The following is a 13336-nucleotide window of genomic DNA, read 5'->3' as shown; positions in this document are numbered from 1 at the left end:
GCCACACCCGCGCTGAAACGCGCTGGTTCGTCCCAGAAGAGCAGCTTTCGTGCCCGAGTTCACCCCTTCTTCCCTCTGCGTCTTCTGCGGTGCCCGTTTCGGCACCGATCCCGCCACCCGCGAGACGGCGGTCGGCCTCGGCCGCCTGCTGGCCCGGGAGGGCATCACGCTGGTCTATGGCGGCGGCGGTGTGGGGCTGATGGGCCTGGTGGCCAACGCCGCCCTCGATGCGGGAGGCCGGGCCGTCGGCATCATCCCGAACTTCCTGCTGCAGCGCGAGGCGGGCCATCCGGCGCTCACGGAAACCGTGGTCGTCGAGACCATGCACGAGCGCAAGCTGCAGATGTTCGAGCGCTCCGACGCCTTCGCGGTTCTGCCGGGCGGCATCGGCACCCTGGAGGAATTCTTCGAAGTCCTGTCCTGGCGGACGCTCGGCCTGCACAGCAAGCCGATCGTCATCATCGACCAGGGCGGCTACTGGCAGCCCCTGGCGGCTCTGCTCAAGGGCGTGGTGGGCGGCGGCTTTGCCGAACCTGCCCATCTCGACCACGTCGCCTTCGTGAGCGATTTGAAGGACGTCCTGCCCGCCATCGCGGCCATGCCCCGCTCCGAAGGCTTCGAAAAGCGGCTCGACCGCGTCTAGCACCCGGCGTTTTGGGGCGCGAAAGGAAGCATGATGCCGAAGATCAAGGTGAAGAACCCGATCGTCGAGATGGACGGCGACGAGATGACCCGGATCATCTGGGCGTTCATCAAGGACAAGCTGATCCTTCCCTATCTCGACATCGACCTGAAGTATTACGACCTCGGCATCGAGAACCGCGACGCGACCGGCGACCGGGTGACGGTCGATTCGGCCAATGCCACGCTGCAATACGGCGTCGCCGTGAAGTGCGCGACGATCACGCCGGACGAGCAGCGCGTGGAAGAGTTCAAGCTCAAGGAGATGTGGCGGTCTCCCAACGGCACCATCCGCAACATCATCGGCGGCACGATCTTCCGCGAGCCGATCGTCTGCAAGAACGTCCCCCGCCTCGTGCCGGGCTGGACGCATCCGATCGTCATCGGCCGCCACGCCTTCGGCGACCAGTACCGCGCCACCGACTTCGTGGTGCCGGGCAAGGGCAAGCTCACGGTCCGCTTCGAGGGTGAGGACGGCACGGTGATCGAGCGCGACGTGTTCGACTTCCCGGCCGGCGGCGTCGCCATGACGATGTACAATCTCGACGAATCGATCATCGGCTTCGCGCGCAGCTCGTTCAATTATGGCCTGATGCGCGGCTGGCCGGTCTATCTCTCGACCAAGAACACCATCCTCAAGCGCTACGACGGCCGCTTCAAGGACCTGTTCCAGGAAGTCTTCGACAAGGAGTTCGCCGACAGGTTCAAGGCGAAGAACATCGGCTACCAGCACCGCCTGATCGACGACATGGTCGCCTCCGCCCTGAAGTGGCACGGCGAATTCGTCTGGGCGTGCAAGAACTACGACGGCGACGTGCAGTCCGACACGGTGGCCCAGGGCTTCGGCTCGCTGGGCCTCATGACGTCGGTGCTGCTGACTCCCGACGGCAAGACCGTCGAGGCCGAGGCCGCGCACGGCACGGTGACGCGCCACTACCGCGAACACCAGAAAGGCAAGCCGACCTCGACCAACCCGATTGCGTCGATCTTCGCCTGGACGCAGGGCCTCAAGTACCGCGGCACGTTCGACGGCACGCCCGAGGTGGTGAAGTTCGCGGAGGCGCTGGAGAAGGTCTGCGTCGAGGCGGTCGAGGGCGGCAGGATGACCAAGGATCTCGCGCTCCTGATCGACAAGGGCCAGCCCTACATGACGACCGAGGAGTTCCTGGCGGTGCTGGACCGTGACCTCACGGCCAAGATGGCCAGCTGGTAGGCGCTCGTTGATCGTCGCGGGCGCCGACGGCTGTCGTACCGGCTGGGTCGTCTGCCGGCGCGACGCTGACGGCGTCCTCGATATAAGAGTCGTGAAGACCCTCGCCGAAGCCTGCGAGGGTCTTTTGATTCTGGCCGTCGACATGCCGATCGGCTTCGTCGATGTGCCGCGCCCGCCGCGCGCCTGCGAAGTCGAGGCTCGGAAGCTCCTGCCCGGCAAGGCGAGTTCGGTCTTCCCCACTCCTTGCCGGCCGGCCCTCGACGGCACCACGCATGCCGAGGCCAATGCCCTCAGCAAGAGCCTGGGGATCGGGCTACCCCGGCAGACGTTTCATCTCTTCCCCAAGATGCGTGAGGTCGACGCGCTGATGCGCGGCAACAAGGCCCTCCACGCGATCGTCCACGAAGCGCATCCAGAACTCGCCTTCGCCCGCATGAACGGCGGCAAGCCCGTACTCAGCAAGAAGCGCAAACCCGAGGGTTTCGCGGAACGCCTCGGCCTCCTCGCGCGGCACGGCTTCGACTGGACGCCAAGCACCGTGTCGGGTGCCGCGCGCGACGACGTGCTCGACGCCATCGCCGTCTGCCGAACGGCCCTGCTGATCGCCGAGGGCACGGCCAAGCGCCTGGGCGCGGAGCACGAGCGTGACCGCTACGGGCTCCCGATGAACATCTGGTTCTAGTGCGACAGCAACACGGGCAGGCGAAGATCCGCGAACACACCCGTGGTTGCGCCGCCGAGAACGAAGTCGCGGAGGCGGGAATGGCCGAAGCCTCCCATCGCAAGCATCTGCGCGCCCTCCGCCAGGGCCTTCTCCTGCAACGCCTGGGCGATCGTCTTTTCGCCGAGAGTGATCTCCATGGGATGTGCCTTCACCCCCCGCTTCTCCAGCGAGGAAGCAAGAAGGCTGGCGAGAGCTGCTCCAGCCAGAGGCTTCTCATCGCCGACCGTCAACACCGTGACGCGACCACCGTCTGCCAGAAGGGGAAGGGCATCGCCGAGCGCGCGGGCGGCGACCCGGCTTGCATCCCACGCGATCGCGATATGGTCCAGCTTGGCGGCCGGCTGGGCGGAACTCGGCACCAGAATGGCTGGCCGACCGGATCCGAATACGACGGCCTCGATCAGATGCTGGGCGGAAGCCTCTTCCCTGGACCAGGGAAGCACCGCCAGATCGTAGTATCGAGCCTCGGCGGCAGCCGCATCGAGGAGCCCGCTCAGAAGGATCTTCCGGCTCGTGCAGTTCACCGCGGGCGGAGCTGCGAGCCCGCCGATCAGGCTCTGGAGGCGGGCGCATTCGGACTTGCTCTTGTCTTCGGCCGCCTGAACCAGACCGGGGATGTCGATCAGCAGGCCGGCCAACGGCGACTGCACCCGTGGAATGTCGACGGAGAAGGTCGTAACCACGAGCTCGCCTCCCAGCGACATGGCGAAGCCGGCAGCCGCCAGGACGGCCTCATCTTCGACCGTCTCTGGATAGGTCGCCAACGGCATATAGGCCCTGCGGGTCGTATTCATGTCTCTTCTCCAGTTGAGTGAGCCGAGCGCGTGAGGGGCGGCCGAAGGCCCAATCTCACAAGCTGTGCAATTCTGGAGAAAGACGGCCCGTCTGCCCTTGATCTGCATCAACCCCGGCGGACCACGTCCGGTCGTTGGCCCCTCAGTGATAGATGAACAGCGGAACCGGAACCCGGTCGAACAGGCGCCGGGTCGTGGAGCCGAAGAGAATGTCGCCGAGGCCGCGATGACCGAAGGCGCCCATGACCAGCAACCTTGCGCCCATCTCCGCAGCGCGCCTTGCCAGCAGATCGGCCGGGTGTTCGGTCGATTCGATGACCTCCACTTCCGCCATGACGCCGTGAGCGTCCAGGAAAGATCGCGCGCGCTCCACAGCCGCCGCGGCCGCTTGTGCCTCACGGGACACGGAAACAATACGAACGTCAGCGGTGCCGAAGACTCCCATCAAGGCAGCGATCTGCAACGCCTTCGCCGACGGAGCGCTGCCGTCGTAGGCCACCACTACCGGACCGCGGTCGTTCCATTCGGGGCCGCACACCACGACGGGGCGACTTCCCTTTGCGATGATGTGGTCGACCAGAGGCGTCACGCCCTCGAGCGGTTCAAGGTGGAACTCGGTGTCTCGCCCGGTAACGACGAGGTCGCACGTCTCGACGATTCGAAGCAGTCCGGCGCGAATGTCGGCATTGATCGTCGTGCAAGCGGCCTGCATGCCCGACTCGGCCATAGACCGTTCGAACAATTCCGGCAGTTGCGCGACGCGCGCACGTCGCTCCTTCGCCAGTTCCTGTCGACGCCGGTACCGCTCGTAGCCGAACTGTGCGCCGCCCATGGGAACCGCTTCGACGCCCTCCAGATCGCTGACGTCAAGGGCCGTCACGCCCCTCACGCGAGCCCCGCATTGTCGAGCCAGCGCCACGGCGAGAGCCCTGGCCGCGATGGCGGACGGAGTGTCGTCGACGGTGACGAGGATTGAACGCATGCAGCCCTCTGCGGTTGGTGTCGGCAATATCGAGGTGCCGGGGAAGCACGCCTTGACGTCGATCAAGCCACTTCCGGATCGTGCTGGCGCCATCCGGAGCGGGGCCCGCCTACTCCGGCTTGATCCCCGCCGCCCGCAGCACCGGCACCCAGATCGCTTCCTGGACCTTCAGCCAGTCGCCGAGTTGCTGCGGCGTGCCGCCCATGGCGACGAAGCCGCGCTTGGAGAGGTCCTGCTTCTGCTCCGGTGTCGCAACAGCGGCGTTCAGAGCCTCGTTCAACTTGGCAACAACAGACGGCGGCGTGCCGGCGGGCGCGAGCAGCGTATAGACGATGGTGCCGTCGACATCGCCGGCGCCCAGTTCCTTGAACGTCGGGATAGTGGGCGCCACCGAGGAGCGCTCCAGCGAGGCCATGGCATAGGGCTTCAGCTTCCCCGCCGCGATCTGCTGCGCCACGCTGGTGATGCTCGACATGCCGAGCTTGATGTGGCCGCCCAGCAGGTCGGTCACCAGCGGTCCGGTGCCGCGGAAGGGCACATGCGTCAGCTTGATGCCGTTCAGCATGGCGAACTGCTCGGTCGACAGGTGCATCGGCGTGGTGAGACCGGCCGTGCCGTACTGCACCGAACCCGGCGACGCCTTGGCCGCAGCGATGATCGCCTTGAGATCTGGCCACGGCGCGTCGAGGCTGCCTACAAGGACAGACTCCTGCTTGGCGATGAAGCCGATCGGCACGAAAGCCGTCTTCGCATCGAAGCCCAGCTTCGCGACGATATGCGGATAGAGCGGCAGGTTGTTGGCGCCGACCACCAGCCAGTGACCGTCGGCCGGCTGCTTGGCCACGAACTCGTGCGCAATGCTGCCACCGCCCCCGCCCTTGTTGTCGACGATCACCGTGCCGCCCAGCGCCTTCTGCAGCGGCTCCTGGATCCCTCGCGCGAGCGAATCGGTGCCGCCTCCGGGCGGAAACGGCACGACGATATGGACGGGTTGCGACGGGAAGCTCTGAGCCTGCGCCGCCGATACACCGCCCGCCGCAATGGCGGCGAGCGGCAGCCTGAGTACGCTACGCCTCTGGATCATCGGTCGGTCGAGCTCCTAACGGCTGCGGCGCCACCGCCGACATCGATCTTCTGCCCGGTGTCGATGATCTTGCCATTGTCGTTCTTGAATACCTGCAGGTTCTTCTGGTTCATGTTCTGGACGACGATGGCCGAACCGTCGCGCGAGAACGAGGCGCCCTGCGACCAGCCGCCGATCGGTGCCTCGCCGGTCTTGGTGAGGCCCGCGCCGTCGAGCTTGTAGAGCACGACCATACCGTTGGGCTTGAACTGCGGCGCGTCCTTGGGCCGTGTCGAGCCGGCATGCGCGACAGCCGCGATCCAGCGTCCGTCGCTCGACATCATCATGCCCTCGAGATTCTCATGACCGATGTCGGCCGTTCCGGCGATCTTGCCGGTGGCGAGGTCGATCACGGTGAGGATGCCGTTGGCCTTGGGATCGCCGAGGCTCGCGACGACGGCGGTCTTGCTGTCCGGCGTCACCGACACGGCATAGGGCCGCGGCGCCACGTCGAGCACCGAGGACGACGTTATGTTGTCGCCCCCGAGCTTCATCAGCTCGACCTTGGCGTCCCCGTTGCGCGTCACGACACCGGTCGCACCGTCCGGCGAAACGGCCATGTGGCTGAGCAGCGTCTTCGCATCCATGAGCGGCACCGTCTTCACCAGCTTCACGTCCTTGCCGTCGATCGACAGGATCGAGATCGAGCCCGCCATGCGATTGGCCACGTAGGCACGCTTGCCGTCCTTGGTGATGGAGATGCCGGCCGCGCCGGGACCGGTATTCAGCGTCCCGAGGATCTTGCGGTCCTTGAGATCGATCACCGTGACACGATCGTCAGGCACCAGCTTGGTCGGGTCGGCCGGATCGATCTTCGAGGAGGAAGCGATCAGCGCGATCGATTCGTCCGGCGTGATGGCGACGGACAGCGGCGGCCCGACGACGCTGCCCGGCACGTCGGACACGGTGCCCACGACCTTCACCGGCAGGGCGCCGAGATCGAGGATCGTCACCGTGTCGGGCGGCGGATTGGGGAGATTGCGATTGACGCCGTTCTCCTGGACGATCTTGTGATCGTTCGAGGACACGGCGATCTGTGCCTGCGCCTGCGTGGCGCCGAGACTCAACGCAACGCAAACGCCGGCGATGATGGTATTTCGCATGGGATTCCCTCCAGGGCCGGCTCCTTGGTGGAGCTTCGTGCCGTGAAGGACCCTAGCGCCTGCCCGGCGCGTGCGAAATCAATTTTCCGTATTCGGGCCGCGCGATATCAGACCATCCCGAGCGCGTGCTTGTAGACGTCGAGCAGCGTTTCCTGCTCGGCCCGGTCGGCGGCATCCATAGAGCGCAGGGAGATGATCTTGCGCATGGTCTTGACGTCGTAGCCGACGCCCTTGGCCTCGCTGTAGACGTCCTTGATGTCGCCGCCGATGGCCTTGCGCTCTTCCTCGAGCTTCTCGATGCGCTCAACGAAGCTCTTCAGGCGGTCTGCGGAGATCGGGCCGGCCTTAACCTTCTTGGAAATGTCGCTGCCGTCCGGCATGTCCGTACTCCTTGCTCTCGACCGCCGGACCATAGGGGGAGCGGACCGGTCGGCTCAATGACGACGATGTAATGAATGATGGGGATAACGGGGACGGCCGGAAAACCGCCCGGGAAGCCCGCCGAAATCGCTGCAATGCTGGCAGTGCCGGCATTACCCGTGGTTGGGGTGCGCCTTGTCGAAGGCCTTCTTCTGGTCGCCCGAAGCTTCCTTCTGGTGCCTGGCCTTCCAATCCTCGTAAGGCATCCCGTAGACGATCTCGCGAGCCTTGGGATCGGCGATCTCGATGCCCTGCTTGCCCGCTTCCTCGCGATACCAGCGCGACAGGCAGTTCCGGCAGAAACCGGCCAGGTTCATCAGGTCGATGTTCTGGACGTCGGTGCGTTCCTGCAGGTGCGACACCAGCCGTCGGAAGGCGGCGGCCTCGAGTTCGGTGCGGGTCTTGTCGTCCATGATGCTCTCCTGAACCACGGGCTAAAGTCGTGTCCGGGGATATAGGCTCAGGCCGCAGTATAAACCAGCCGGGAGCGGCGAGTTCGGCGCATGAACCCTGCCCTCCTTGAGATGATGCGGCAGCAGGTGGCTGTGCGGGCCGGCCGGTGAACGGCCGCCCGGCGGCGGGATCGGCTGATGGACTTCAAGCGTGGCGAAGGCTGAAGCGAAGACCCGCGTCGGGCTCGCCTTGCCGATCGCGGGACCTGCCGGATTGTCCATCGTCAGCAGCGGCTTGCCGACGCCGGCAGCGAGCGCGCGGCGCGTCTCCGCATCGTCCTCGCGCACCCTTACCAGCATGTCGATGTGCGGCACGCCGATGCCGAGATCGAACGTCACTGCGTCGACCGCGTGGATCACCGTCCGGCCGCTCGCGGGGCGCGCCGAGCAGAAGGCGATCTCGCAGGTGCGGCCATTGTCGTCGATCAGGGCGAACGGCGTGACATCGGCGAGATCGCCGACGCGCAGGGCGCCGCGCCGGCTCGACACCGACAACGCATCCGCATCGACGACGAGACCGGGCTCGCCCTCGTCATACTGGAACTCGCCGATCGCGCCCCAGGTCCCCACGCTCCAGCCATTGGCCGCCTCGGCAAGATGACGGCGGACCAGATCGTGCGGCGCCTCGGAGAGTTCGGTACATTTCATGACAGCGCCTTTCGAACAGCCGAGGAAATCGCCGGGGCCAGACGTCGTCCCCAGGCCTGCGCCTCTTCCGTCGTACCGATGAGGTCCTGACGGACTTCCAGCGAGCAATGCGGCAGCGCGCGCGGCTGTGCATGGGCGGTCAGCGTGTATTCGTAAGGGTCGCGCGCCGAATAGGGTTCGTTGTCCCCGACCACGAGGGACTCGTCGCGCCGCAATTCGGCGAGCAGTGGCTCGGGCAGGCGCGGATCGTCGTTCCACAGCACGCCGACATGCCACGGACGGTCGAAATCGTTCATCGACGGCGTGAAACTGTGCATCACCAGCATGCAGACCTGCCGGCCGCCCTCGCTCATCGCGTCGAGCAGCCGGTCGACCTCGCGATGGTAGGGCCAGAAGCAGGCCTCGGCGCGGGCATCGACCTGCTCCTTCGTCAGACCCTTGTTGGCGGGCACGACGGTCCTGTCGCTGACCTCGGGCGTCGAGCCCTCGCCGCCCGGCCAACGATTGCAGTCGATCACCAAGCGGGAATAACCGGATGAGACCAGTGGTGCGTCGAGTGCCTTGGCCAGTTCGATTGCCGCATCGAGTCCGCCGATGTCCCAGCCGATGTGACGCGCCAGCTCGCTCGCCGGAATCCCCAGATCGCCCAATGCCTGCGGCACGGCCTTGCTGGCATGATCGCAAAGCAGCAACAGCGGCGCCTTGCCCTGCTCGTTGAAGACGGAAAACGGCGGCGGATCGCCCGGCCGGAGCAACGGTTGCATCGCGCCCCTATAGTGCGAAGATCAGGCAAATGAAAGACGCCGACGCCCGCGCCCTGCTGCGCGCCCTCTTCGATGCCGCCCTCGCCGCCGCTCGTCCCGCGACCTGTCTCGCCCCATACATCGCAAAGCTGCAGCCGCCGAAGGGACGCACGATCGTCATCGGCGCCGGCAAGGCCAGCGCCGCCATGGCGCGCGCGGTCGAGGATCAGTGGCCGCATCCGCTCGAAGGATTGGTCGTCACGCGCTACGGCTATGGCGAGACCTGCAAGCGCATCGAAATCGTCGAGGCCGCGCATCCCGTGCCCGACGACAAGGGGCGCGAGACGGCCGGCCGCATCTACGAGCGCGTGCAGGGGCTGAGCGCCGACGATCTCCTGCTCTGCCTGATCTCCGGCGGTGCCTCGGCCCTTCTCGCCCTGCCGGCGGAAGGCCTCACCTTGAACGACAAGCAGGAGGTCAATCGCGCCCTGCTGAAGTCCGGCGCCAACATCGTCGAGATGAACACGGTGCGGAAGCATCTCTCGGCGATCAAGGGCGGCCGGCTCGCCATCGCCGCCCAGCCGGCGCGCGTTCTCTCCTGGCTGATTTCCGATGTGCCGAACGACGATCCCGGCGTGATCGGCTCCGGACCGACCGTTGCCGACAAGACGACTTTCGCCGACGCACTCGCCGTGCTGGCGAAGTACAGGATCGACCCGCCGGCCGCGGTGCTCAGGCATCTGCAGGAAGGCGCCGCCGGCCGCATCGAGGAGACGCCGAAGCCCGGCGATCCGCGTCTCGCCAATGTCGAGACGATCATGGTGGCGACGCCCAGGCGCTCGCTCGAAGCTGCCGCCGCCGTCGCCAGGGAACGCGGCGTGGAAGTCGTCATGCTGGGCGACAATCTCGAAGGCGAGGCGCGCGAGCTGGGCGCGGAGCATGCGCGGCAGGCCATCGAAAGAGCGAAGCGCGGCGGCAAGCCGGTGGCGATCCTGTCCGGCGGCGAGACCACCGTCACGGTGCGCGGCAAGGGCCGCGGCGGCCGCAACGTCGAATATCTGCTGGCCCAAGCGATTGCCGCGAACGGCGCCTCCGGCATCTGGGGCCTGTCGGCCGACACCGACGGCGTCGACGGGGCGGAGGACATTGCCGGCGCGGTCTTCACCCCCGACACGCTCGTCCGCGCGCGCGCCAAGGGTCGCGATCCGCAGTCCATGCTCGACGACAATGACGGGCACGGCTTCTTCGAGATGCTGGGCGACAGCCTGATCACCGGGCCGACGCGGACCAACGTCAACGATTTCAGGGTCACCTTGATCGCACCATGACGACCTATCCCGGTTCATGCCACTGCGGCGGCGTCACCTTCACCCTCACTTCGGAAAAGAAGCCCGAGGAGATGCGGGTCGGCCGTTGCGCCTGCAGCTTCTGCCGCCGCCACGGCGCGCGCACGATGGGCGATCCCGGCGGTGCCGTCGAGTTTCGAGCCGCACCGGGCGCGCTCTCCCGCTACCGCTTCGGCCTCGGCATCACCGACTACCTGCTCTGCGCCCGTTGCGGCACCTATGTCGGCGCGGTGATGCCGGAGGAGAACGGCGCCATCGGCATCGTCAACGTCAACTCCCTCGACATCCGCAACACCTTCGATGTTGCACCGCCGTTGCACCACTATGACGGCGAAGACGTGACGCGGCGGCGCTCCCGGCGCCGAAAGTTCTGGATGCCAGCGACCGTCATCGCCTAACGTCGTCCCATGGCCATTCTTGGAGTGATCGCCGACGATTTTACCGGCGCAACCGACATCGCGGGCATGCTCGTTAAAGGCGGCATGCGCACGATCCAGACAATCGGCGTGCCGGCGAAGGGCACCATCCCCGACGACGTCGATGCCGTCGTCGTCGCGCTCAAGACCCGCTCGATCGCTGCTGCAGATGCGATCGCCCAGTCGCTCGACGCGCTGAAGGCGCTGCAGGCAGCAGGCTGCGTGCGCTTCTTCTTCAAATACTGCTCGACCTTCGACTCGACCGACGCCGGAAATATCGGCCCCGTGGGCGACGCGCTGCTCGATGCGCTGAAGGCGAAGCAGGCGATCTACTGCCCGGCCTTCCCGGTGAACGGCCGCACGATCTTCTTTGGCCATCTCTTCGTCGGCGACGTGCTCCTGTCCGACTCGCACATGAAGCACCATCCGCTGACCCCGATGACGGACGCCAGCCTGGTGCGCGTGCTGGCGCGGCAGACGCCGCACAAGGTCGGGCTCGTGGCGCTGAAGCAGGTCCAGTCCGGTTCGGCCGTCTTGCGCGAATCGCTCGACAGGCTCGCCGCCGACGGTGTGCGCCATGTCGTGGTCGATGCCGTGGCCGACACCGACCTCGGCATCATCGGCGAGGCGATCGGCGACGACATGCTGGTCACGGGCGGCTCCGGCGTGGCGCTCGGCCTGCCTGCCGCCTATCGCCGGCGCGGCCTGATGGCCCATCGCTCGGGCGCCGATACGCTGCCGAAGATCGAGGGCGCGGCGGCTGTACTGGCCGGCTCCTGCTCCGCCGCCACGCTCGGCCAGATCGCCGCCTTCAAGGGCGCGCACATGGCCCTCGACACGGATGCGATCTGCCGCGGCGAGGACGTCGCCGGCAAGGCGCTGGACTGGACCAAAGGCAAGCTGGGCAACGGCCCTATACTTTTGTCGGCCAGCGACAAGCCCGAGGTGGTGAAGGCGCTGCAGGCCAAGTACGGTGTCGAGAAGTCGAGCCAGGCCATCGAAAGGACGATGGCGGCGCTTGCGCGCGGCCTCGTCGCCGCCGGCGTCGGCCGGCTCGTCGTCGCGGGCGGCGAAACCTCGGGCGCCGTCGTGAGTGCGCTCGACGTCACGGCGCTCCGCATCGGCCCCGAGATCGATCCCGGCGTGCCGTGGACAGCTTCGGTCGGCGCCAAGCCGATCCTGCTTGCGCTGAAGTCCGGCAATTTCGGCGCGCCCGATTTCTTCACCAAGGCATTCGACAAATTATGAGTACCGCAGAAACCAAGATGCGCGAGCAGATCTGCGCGCTGGGCGCCAAGCTCGCCGCGCGCGGCCTCTGCCCCGGCACCTCCGGCAACATCAGCGCTCGCGTGGCCGATGGCTGGCTGATGACGCCGACCAACTCGTCGCTGGGCGAACTCGAGCCCGGCCAGCTCTCCAAGATCGATCTATCCGGCAAGCATGTTGCGGGCGATCCGCCGACCAAGGAAGCGCTGCTGCATCGCTCGGTCTACGACGTGCGGCCGAAGGACGGAGCCATCGTGCACCTTCATTGCACGCACGCCGTGGCGATCTCCTGCCTCGATCCGTCGTGCCACCACAATGCCGAGACGACGCTGCCGCCGATCACGCCCTACTTCGTGATGAGGGTCGGCAAGCTGCCGCTGGTCCCCTACTTCAAGCCGGGCGACCCGAAGCTTGCCGATGCCATCCGCGATTATGCCAAGGGCCATCGCGCGGTGCTGCTGGCCAACCATGGCCCGGTGGTCGCGGGAACGTCGCTGTCGGCCGCCTCCGCCTCGATCGAGGAACTCGAGGAGACGGCCAAGCTCCACCTGCTGCTGCAGGGATTCAAGCCTCGCATCCTGTCGGATGCTGAAGTGCGCGACGTCGAAGAAGCCTACCCTTCCTGATCGGACAAGAAGCATGCCCAAGCTCGCCGCCAATCTGTCCTGGATCTACCAGGAAGTGCCGTTCCTGCAACGCTTCGGCGCCGCCGCCGCGCACGGCTTCAAGGCCGTTGAGATCCTGTTTCCCTACGAGGCGCCCGCCGCCGAGATCGCCGCCGAGCTGAAGAAGCACAAGCTGACGCAGGCGCTGTTCAACCTGCCGCCGGGCGACGCCAGCAAGGGCGAGCGTGGCCTCGCTGCACTGCCCGGCCGCGAGGCCGAGTTCGAGGCCGCCATCGACAAGGCGCTGGAGTACGCCCAGGTGCTGGAGTGCCGGACGCTGCATGTCATGTCGGGCATGATCGCGCCCGGTGCCGACGTGAAGGCGATGCACCGCACCTTCATTTCGAACCTGAAGAAGATCTGCGACCGCACGGCCAAGACCGGCATCACCATCGTGCTGGAGCCGATCAACCATCGCGACATTCCGGGCTACTTCACCAACACGACCGACCAGGTGAAGGCGATCATCGACGAGGTCGGCGCGCCGCACCTGCGCCTGCAGCTCGACCTCTATCACCTGCAGGTGACCGAGGGTGACCTGCAGAAGCGGATGGAACGCCTGTTCCCCATCACTTCGCACGTGCAGATCGCCGGCAATCCCGACCGCAACGAGCCCGACATCGGCGAGGTCAATCATCTCTACCTGCTCGATGTGCTCGATCGCCTTGGCTACGACGGCTATGTCGGGCTCGAATACAAGCCCAGGACGACGACCGGTGCCGGTCTCGGCTGGGCTGCGAAATACGGCATCAAGGCCTGA

16 protein-coding genes are annotated in these 13336 nt (G+C 66.4%); 8 read left to right on the top strand and 8 right to left on the bottom strand.

What is annotated here, in order from left to right; all coding sequences use genetic code 11:
* Positions 1-49: 49 nt before the first annotated feature.
* The 3 genes from KQ910_RS16550 to KQ910_RS16540 are packed head-to-tail and all read left to right on the top strand — an operon-like array spanning position 50 to position 2576.
* On the top strand, positions 50-643 hold the full coding sequence (locus KQ910_RS16550) for an LOG family protein (RefSeq protein WP_216962534.1): 594 nt from the start codon (positions 50-52) through the stop codon (positions 641-643).
* 33 nt (positions 644-676) lie between these two features.
* The gene (locus KQ910_RS16545) at positions 677-1894 is read left to right on the top strand and encodes an NADP-dependent isocitrate dehydrogenase (protein ID WP_216962531.1); all 1218 of its coding nucleotides are present in this window, start codon (positions 677-679) and stop codon (positions 1892-1894) included.
* Positions 1895-1901: 7 nt separating this feature from the next.
* Entirely contained in the window at positions 1902-2576 is a 675-nt protein-coding gene (locus KQ910_RS16540) for a DUF429 domain-containing protein (RefSeq protein ID WP_216962527.1), read from the top strand.
* On the opposite strand, the gene KQ910_RS16535 is transcribed toward KQ910_RS16540, so the two are convergent.
* The 8 genes from KQ910_RS16535 to KQ910_RS16500 all read right to left on the bottom strand — a co-directional run bounded on the left by KQ910_RS16535 (position 2573) and on the right by KQ910_RS16500 (position 8904).
* Complete coding sequence (locus KQ910_RS16535) at positions 2573-3412, bottom strand: universal stress protein (protein ID WP_216962525.1); 840 nt, start codon at positions 3410-3412, stop codon at positions 2573-2575. The genes KQ910_RS16540 and KQ910_RS16535 overlap by 4 nt on opposite strands.
* A gap of 142 nt (positions 3413-3554) precedes the next feature.
* On the bottom strand, positions 3555-4460 hold the full coding sequence (locus KQ910_RS16530; RefSeq protein ID WP_216962522.1) for a universal stress protein: 906 nt from the start codon (positions 4458-4460) through the stop codon (positions 3555-3557).
* Between the two features lie 43 nt (positions 4461-4503).
* Positions 4504-5478: a Bug family tripartite tricarboxylate transporter substrate binding protein gene (locus KQ910_RS16525; protein WP_216962520.1), complete on the bottom strand. Its 975-nt coding sequence runs from the start codon at positions 5476-5478 to the stop codon at positions 4504-4506.
* Positions 5475-6620 carry a YncE family protein gene (locus KQ910_RS16520; RefSeq protein ID WP_216962517.1) on the bottom strand — a complete coding sequence of 382 codons (1146 nt, stop codon included), beginning with the start codon at positions 6618-6620 and terminating at the stop codon, positions 5475-5477. Before KQ910_RS16520 ends, KQ910_RS16525 begins: the two co-directional genes overlap by 4 nt.
* Positions 6621-6727: 107 nt before the next feature.
* Positions 6728-7000, bottom strand: a complete 273-nt coding sequence (locus KQ910_RS16515; protein ID WP_229600429.1) for a DUF2312 domain-containing protein — start codon at positions 6998-7000, stop codon at positions 6728-6730.
* 153 nt (positions 7001-7153) lie between these two features.
* Entirely contained in the window at positions 7154-7453 is a 300-nt protein-coding gene (locus tag KQ910_RS16510; protein WP_216962511.1) for a DUF1244 domain-containing protein, read from the bottom strand.
* A 21-nt stretch (positions 7454-7474) separates the two neighbouring features.
* Positions 7475-8140, bottom strand: coding sequence for a DUF6925 family protein (locus KQ910_RS16505; RefSeq protein WP_216962507.1), 666 nt, complete (start codon positions 8138-8140; stop codon positions 7475-7477).
* Positions 8137-8904, bottom strand: coding sequence for an N-formylglutamate amidohydrolase (locus tag KQ910_RS16500; protein ID WP_216962504.1), 768 nt, complete (start codon positions 8902-8904; stop codon positions 8137-8139). Before KQ910_RS16500 ends, KQ910_RS16505 begins: the two co-directional genes overlap by 4 nt.
* Before the next feature lie 29 nt (positions 8905-8933).
* On the opposite strand from KQ910_RS16500, the gene KQ910_RS16495 reads away from it, so the two are divergent.
* The 5 genes from KQ910_RS16495 to otnI are packed head-to-tail and all read left to right on the top strand — an operon-like array spanning position 8934 to position 13336.
* Positions 8934-10211, top strand: coding sequence for a glycerate kinase type-2 family protein (locus tag KQ910_RS16495; RefSeq protein WP_216962501.1), 1278 nt, complete (start codon positions 8934-8936; stop codon positions 10209-10211).
* Positions 10208-10627 carry a GFA family protein gene (locus tag KQ910_RS16490; protein ID WP_216962499.1) on the top strand — a complete coding sequence of 140 codons (420 nt, stop codon included), beginning with the start codon at positions 10208-10210 and terminating at the stop codon, positions 10625-10627. The genes KQ910_RS16495 and KQ910_RS16490 overlap by 4 nt, the downstream gene beginning before the upstream one ends.
* A 9-nt stretch (positions 10628-10636) precedes the next feature.
* Positions 10637-11893 (top strand): 3-oxo-tetronate kinase, encoded by a 1257-nt coding sequence (gene otnK, locus KQ910_RS16485; RefSeq protein ID WP_216962496.1) that lies wholly within the window; start codon positions 10637-10639, stop codon positions 11891-11893.
* Positions 11890-12537, top strand: coding sequence for a 3-oxo-tetronate 4-phosphate decarboxylase (gene otnC, locus KQ910_RS16480; protein ID WP_216962493.1), 648 nt, complete (start codon positions 11890-11892; stop codon positions 12535-12537). The genes otnK and otnC overlap by 4 nt, the downstream gene beginning before the upstream one ends.
* 13 nt (positions 12538-12550) lie before the next feature.
* The gene (gene otnI / locus KQ910_RS16475) at positions 12551-13336 is read left to right on the top strand and encodes a 2-oxo-tetronate isomerase (protein ID WP_216962490.1); all 786 of its coding nucleotides are present in this window, start codon (positions 12551-12553) and stop codon (positions 13334-13336) included.

The sequence above is a fragment of the Reyranella humidisoli genome (assembly GCF_019039055.1).
GTDB lineage: Bacteria > Pseudomonadota > Alphaproteobacteria > Reyranellales > Reyranellaceae > Reyranella > Reyranella humidisoli.
Note: the sequence above shows the minus strand (reverse complement) of the source record. Positions and strands in the feature narration are given on the sequence as shown.

Bases quoted from the DNA above. Each gene is read 5' to 3' on its own strand.
- KQ910_RS16525 (WP_216962520.1), bottom strand. From the start codon at position 5,478: ATGATCCAGAGGCGTAGCGTACTCAGGCTGCCGCTCGCCGCCATTGCG.
- KQ910_RS16515 (WP_229600429.1), bottom strand. From the start codon at position 7,000: ATGCCGGACGGCAGCGACATTTCCAAGAAGGTTAAGGCCGGCCCGATC.
- otnK (WP_216962496.1), top strand. From the start codon at position 10,637: ATGGCCATTCTTGGAGTGATCGCCGACGATTTTACCGGCGCAACCGAC.
- KQ910_RS16545 (WP_216962531.1), top strand. From the start codon at position 677: ATGCCGAAGATCAAGGTGAAGAACCCGATCGTCGAGATGGACGGCGAC.
- otnI (WP_216962490.1), top strand. From the start codon at position 12,551: ATGCCCAAGCTCGCCGCCAATCTGTCCTGGATCTACCAGGAAGTGCCG.
- KQ910_RS16535 (WP_216962525.1), bottom strand. From the start codon at position 3,412: ATGAATACGACCCGCAGGGCCTATATGCCGTTGGCGACCTATCCAGAG.
- otnC (WP_216962493.1), top strand. From the start codon at position 11,890: ATGAGTACCGCAGAAACCAAGATGCGCGAGCAGATCTGCGCGCTGGGC.
- KQ910_RS16500 (WP_216962504.1), bottom strand. From the start codon at position 8,904: ATGCAACCGTTGCTCCGGCCGGGCGATCCGCCGCCGTTTTCCGTCTTC.
- KQ910_RS16510 (WP_216962511.1), bottom strand. From the start codon at position 7,453: ATGGACGACAAGACCCGCACCGAACTCGAGGCCGCCGCCTTCCGACGG.
- KQ910_RS16490 (WP_216962499.1), top strand. From the start codon at position 10,208: ATGACGACCTATCCCGGTTCATGCCACTGCGGCGGCGTCACCTTCACC.
- KQ910_RS16520 (WP_216962517.1), bottom strand. From the start codon at position 6,620: ATGCGAAATACCATCATCGCCGGCGTTTGCGTTGCGTTGAGTCTCGGC.
- KQ910_RS16495 (WP_216962501.1), top strand. From the start codon at position 8,934: ATGAAAGACGCCGACGCCCGCGCCCTGCTGCGCGCCCTCTTCGATGCC.
- KQ910_RS16505 (WP_216962507.1), bottom strand. From the start codon at position 8,140: ATGAAATGTACCGAACTCTCCGAGGCGCCGCACGATCTGGTCCGCCGT.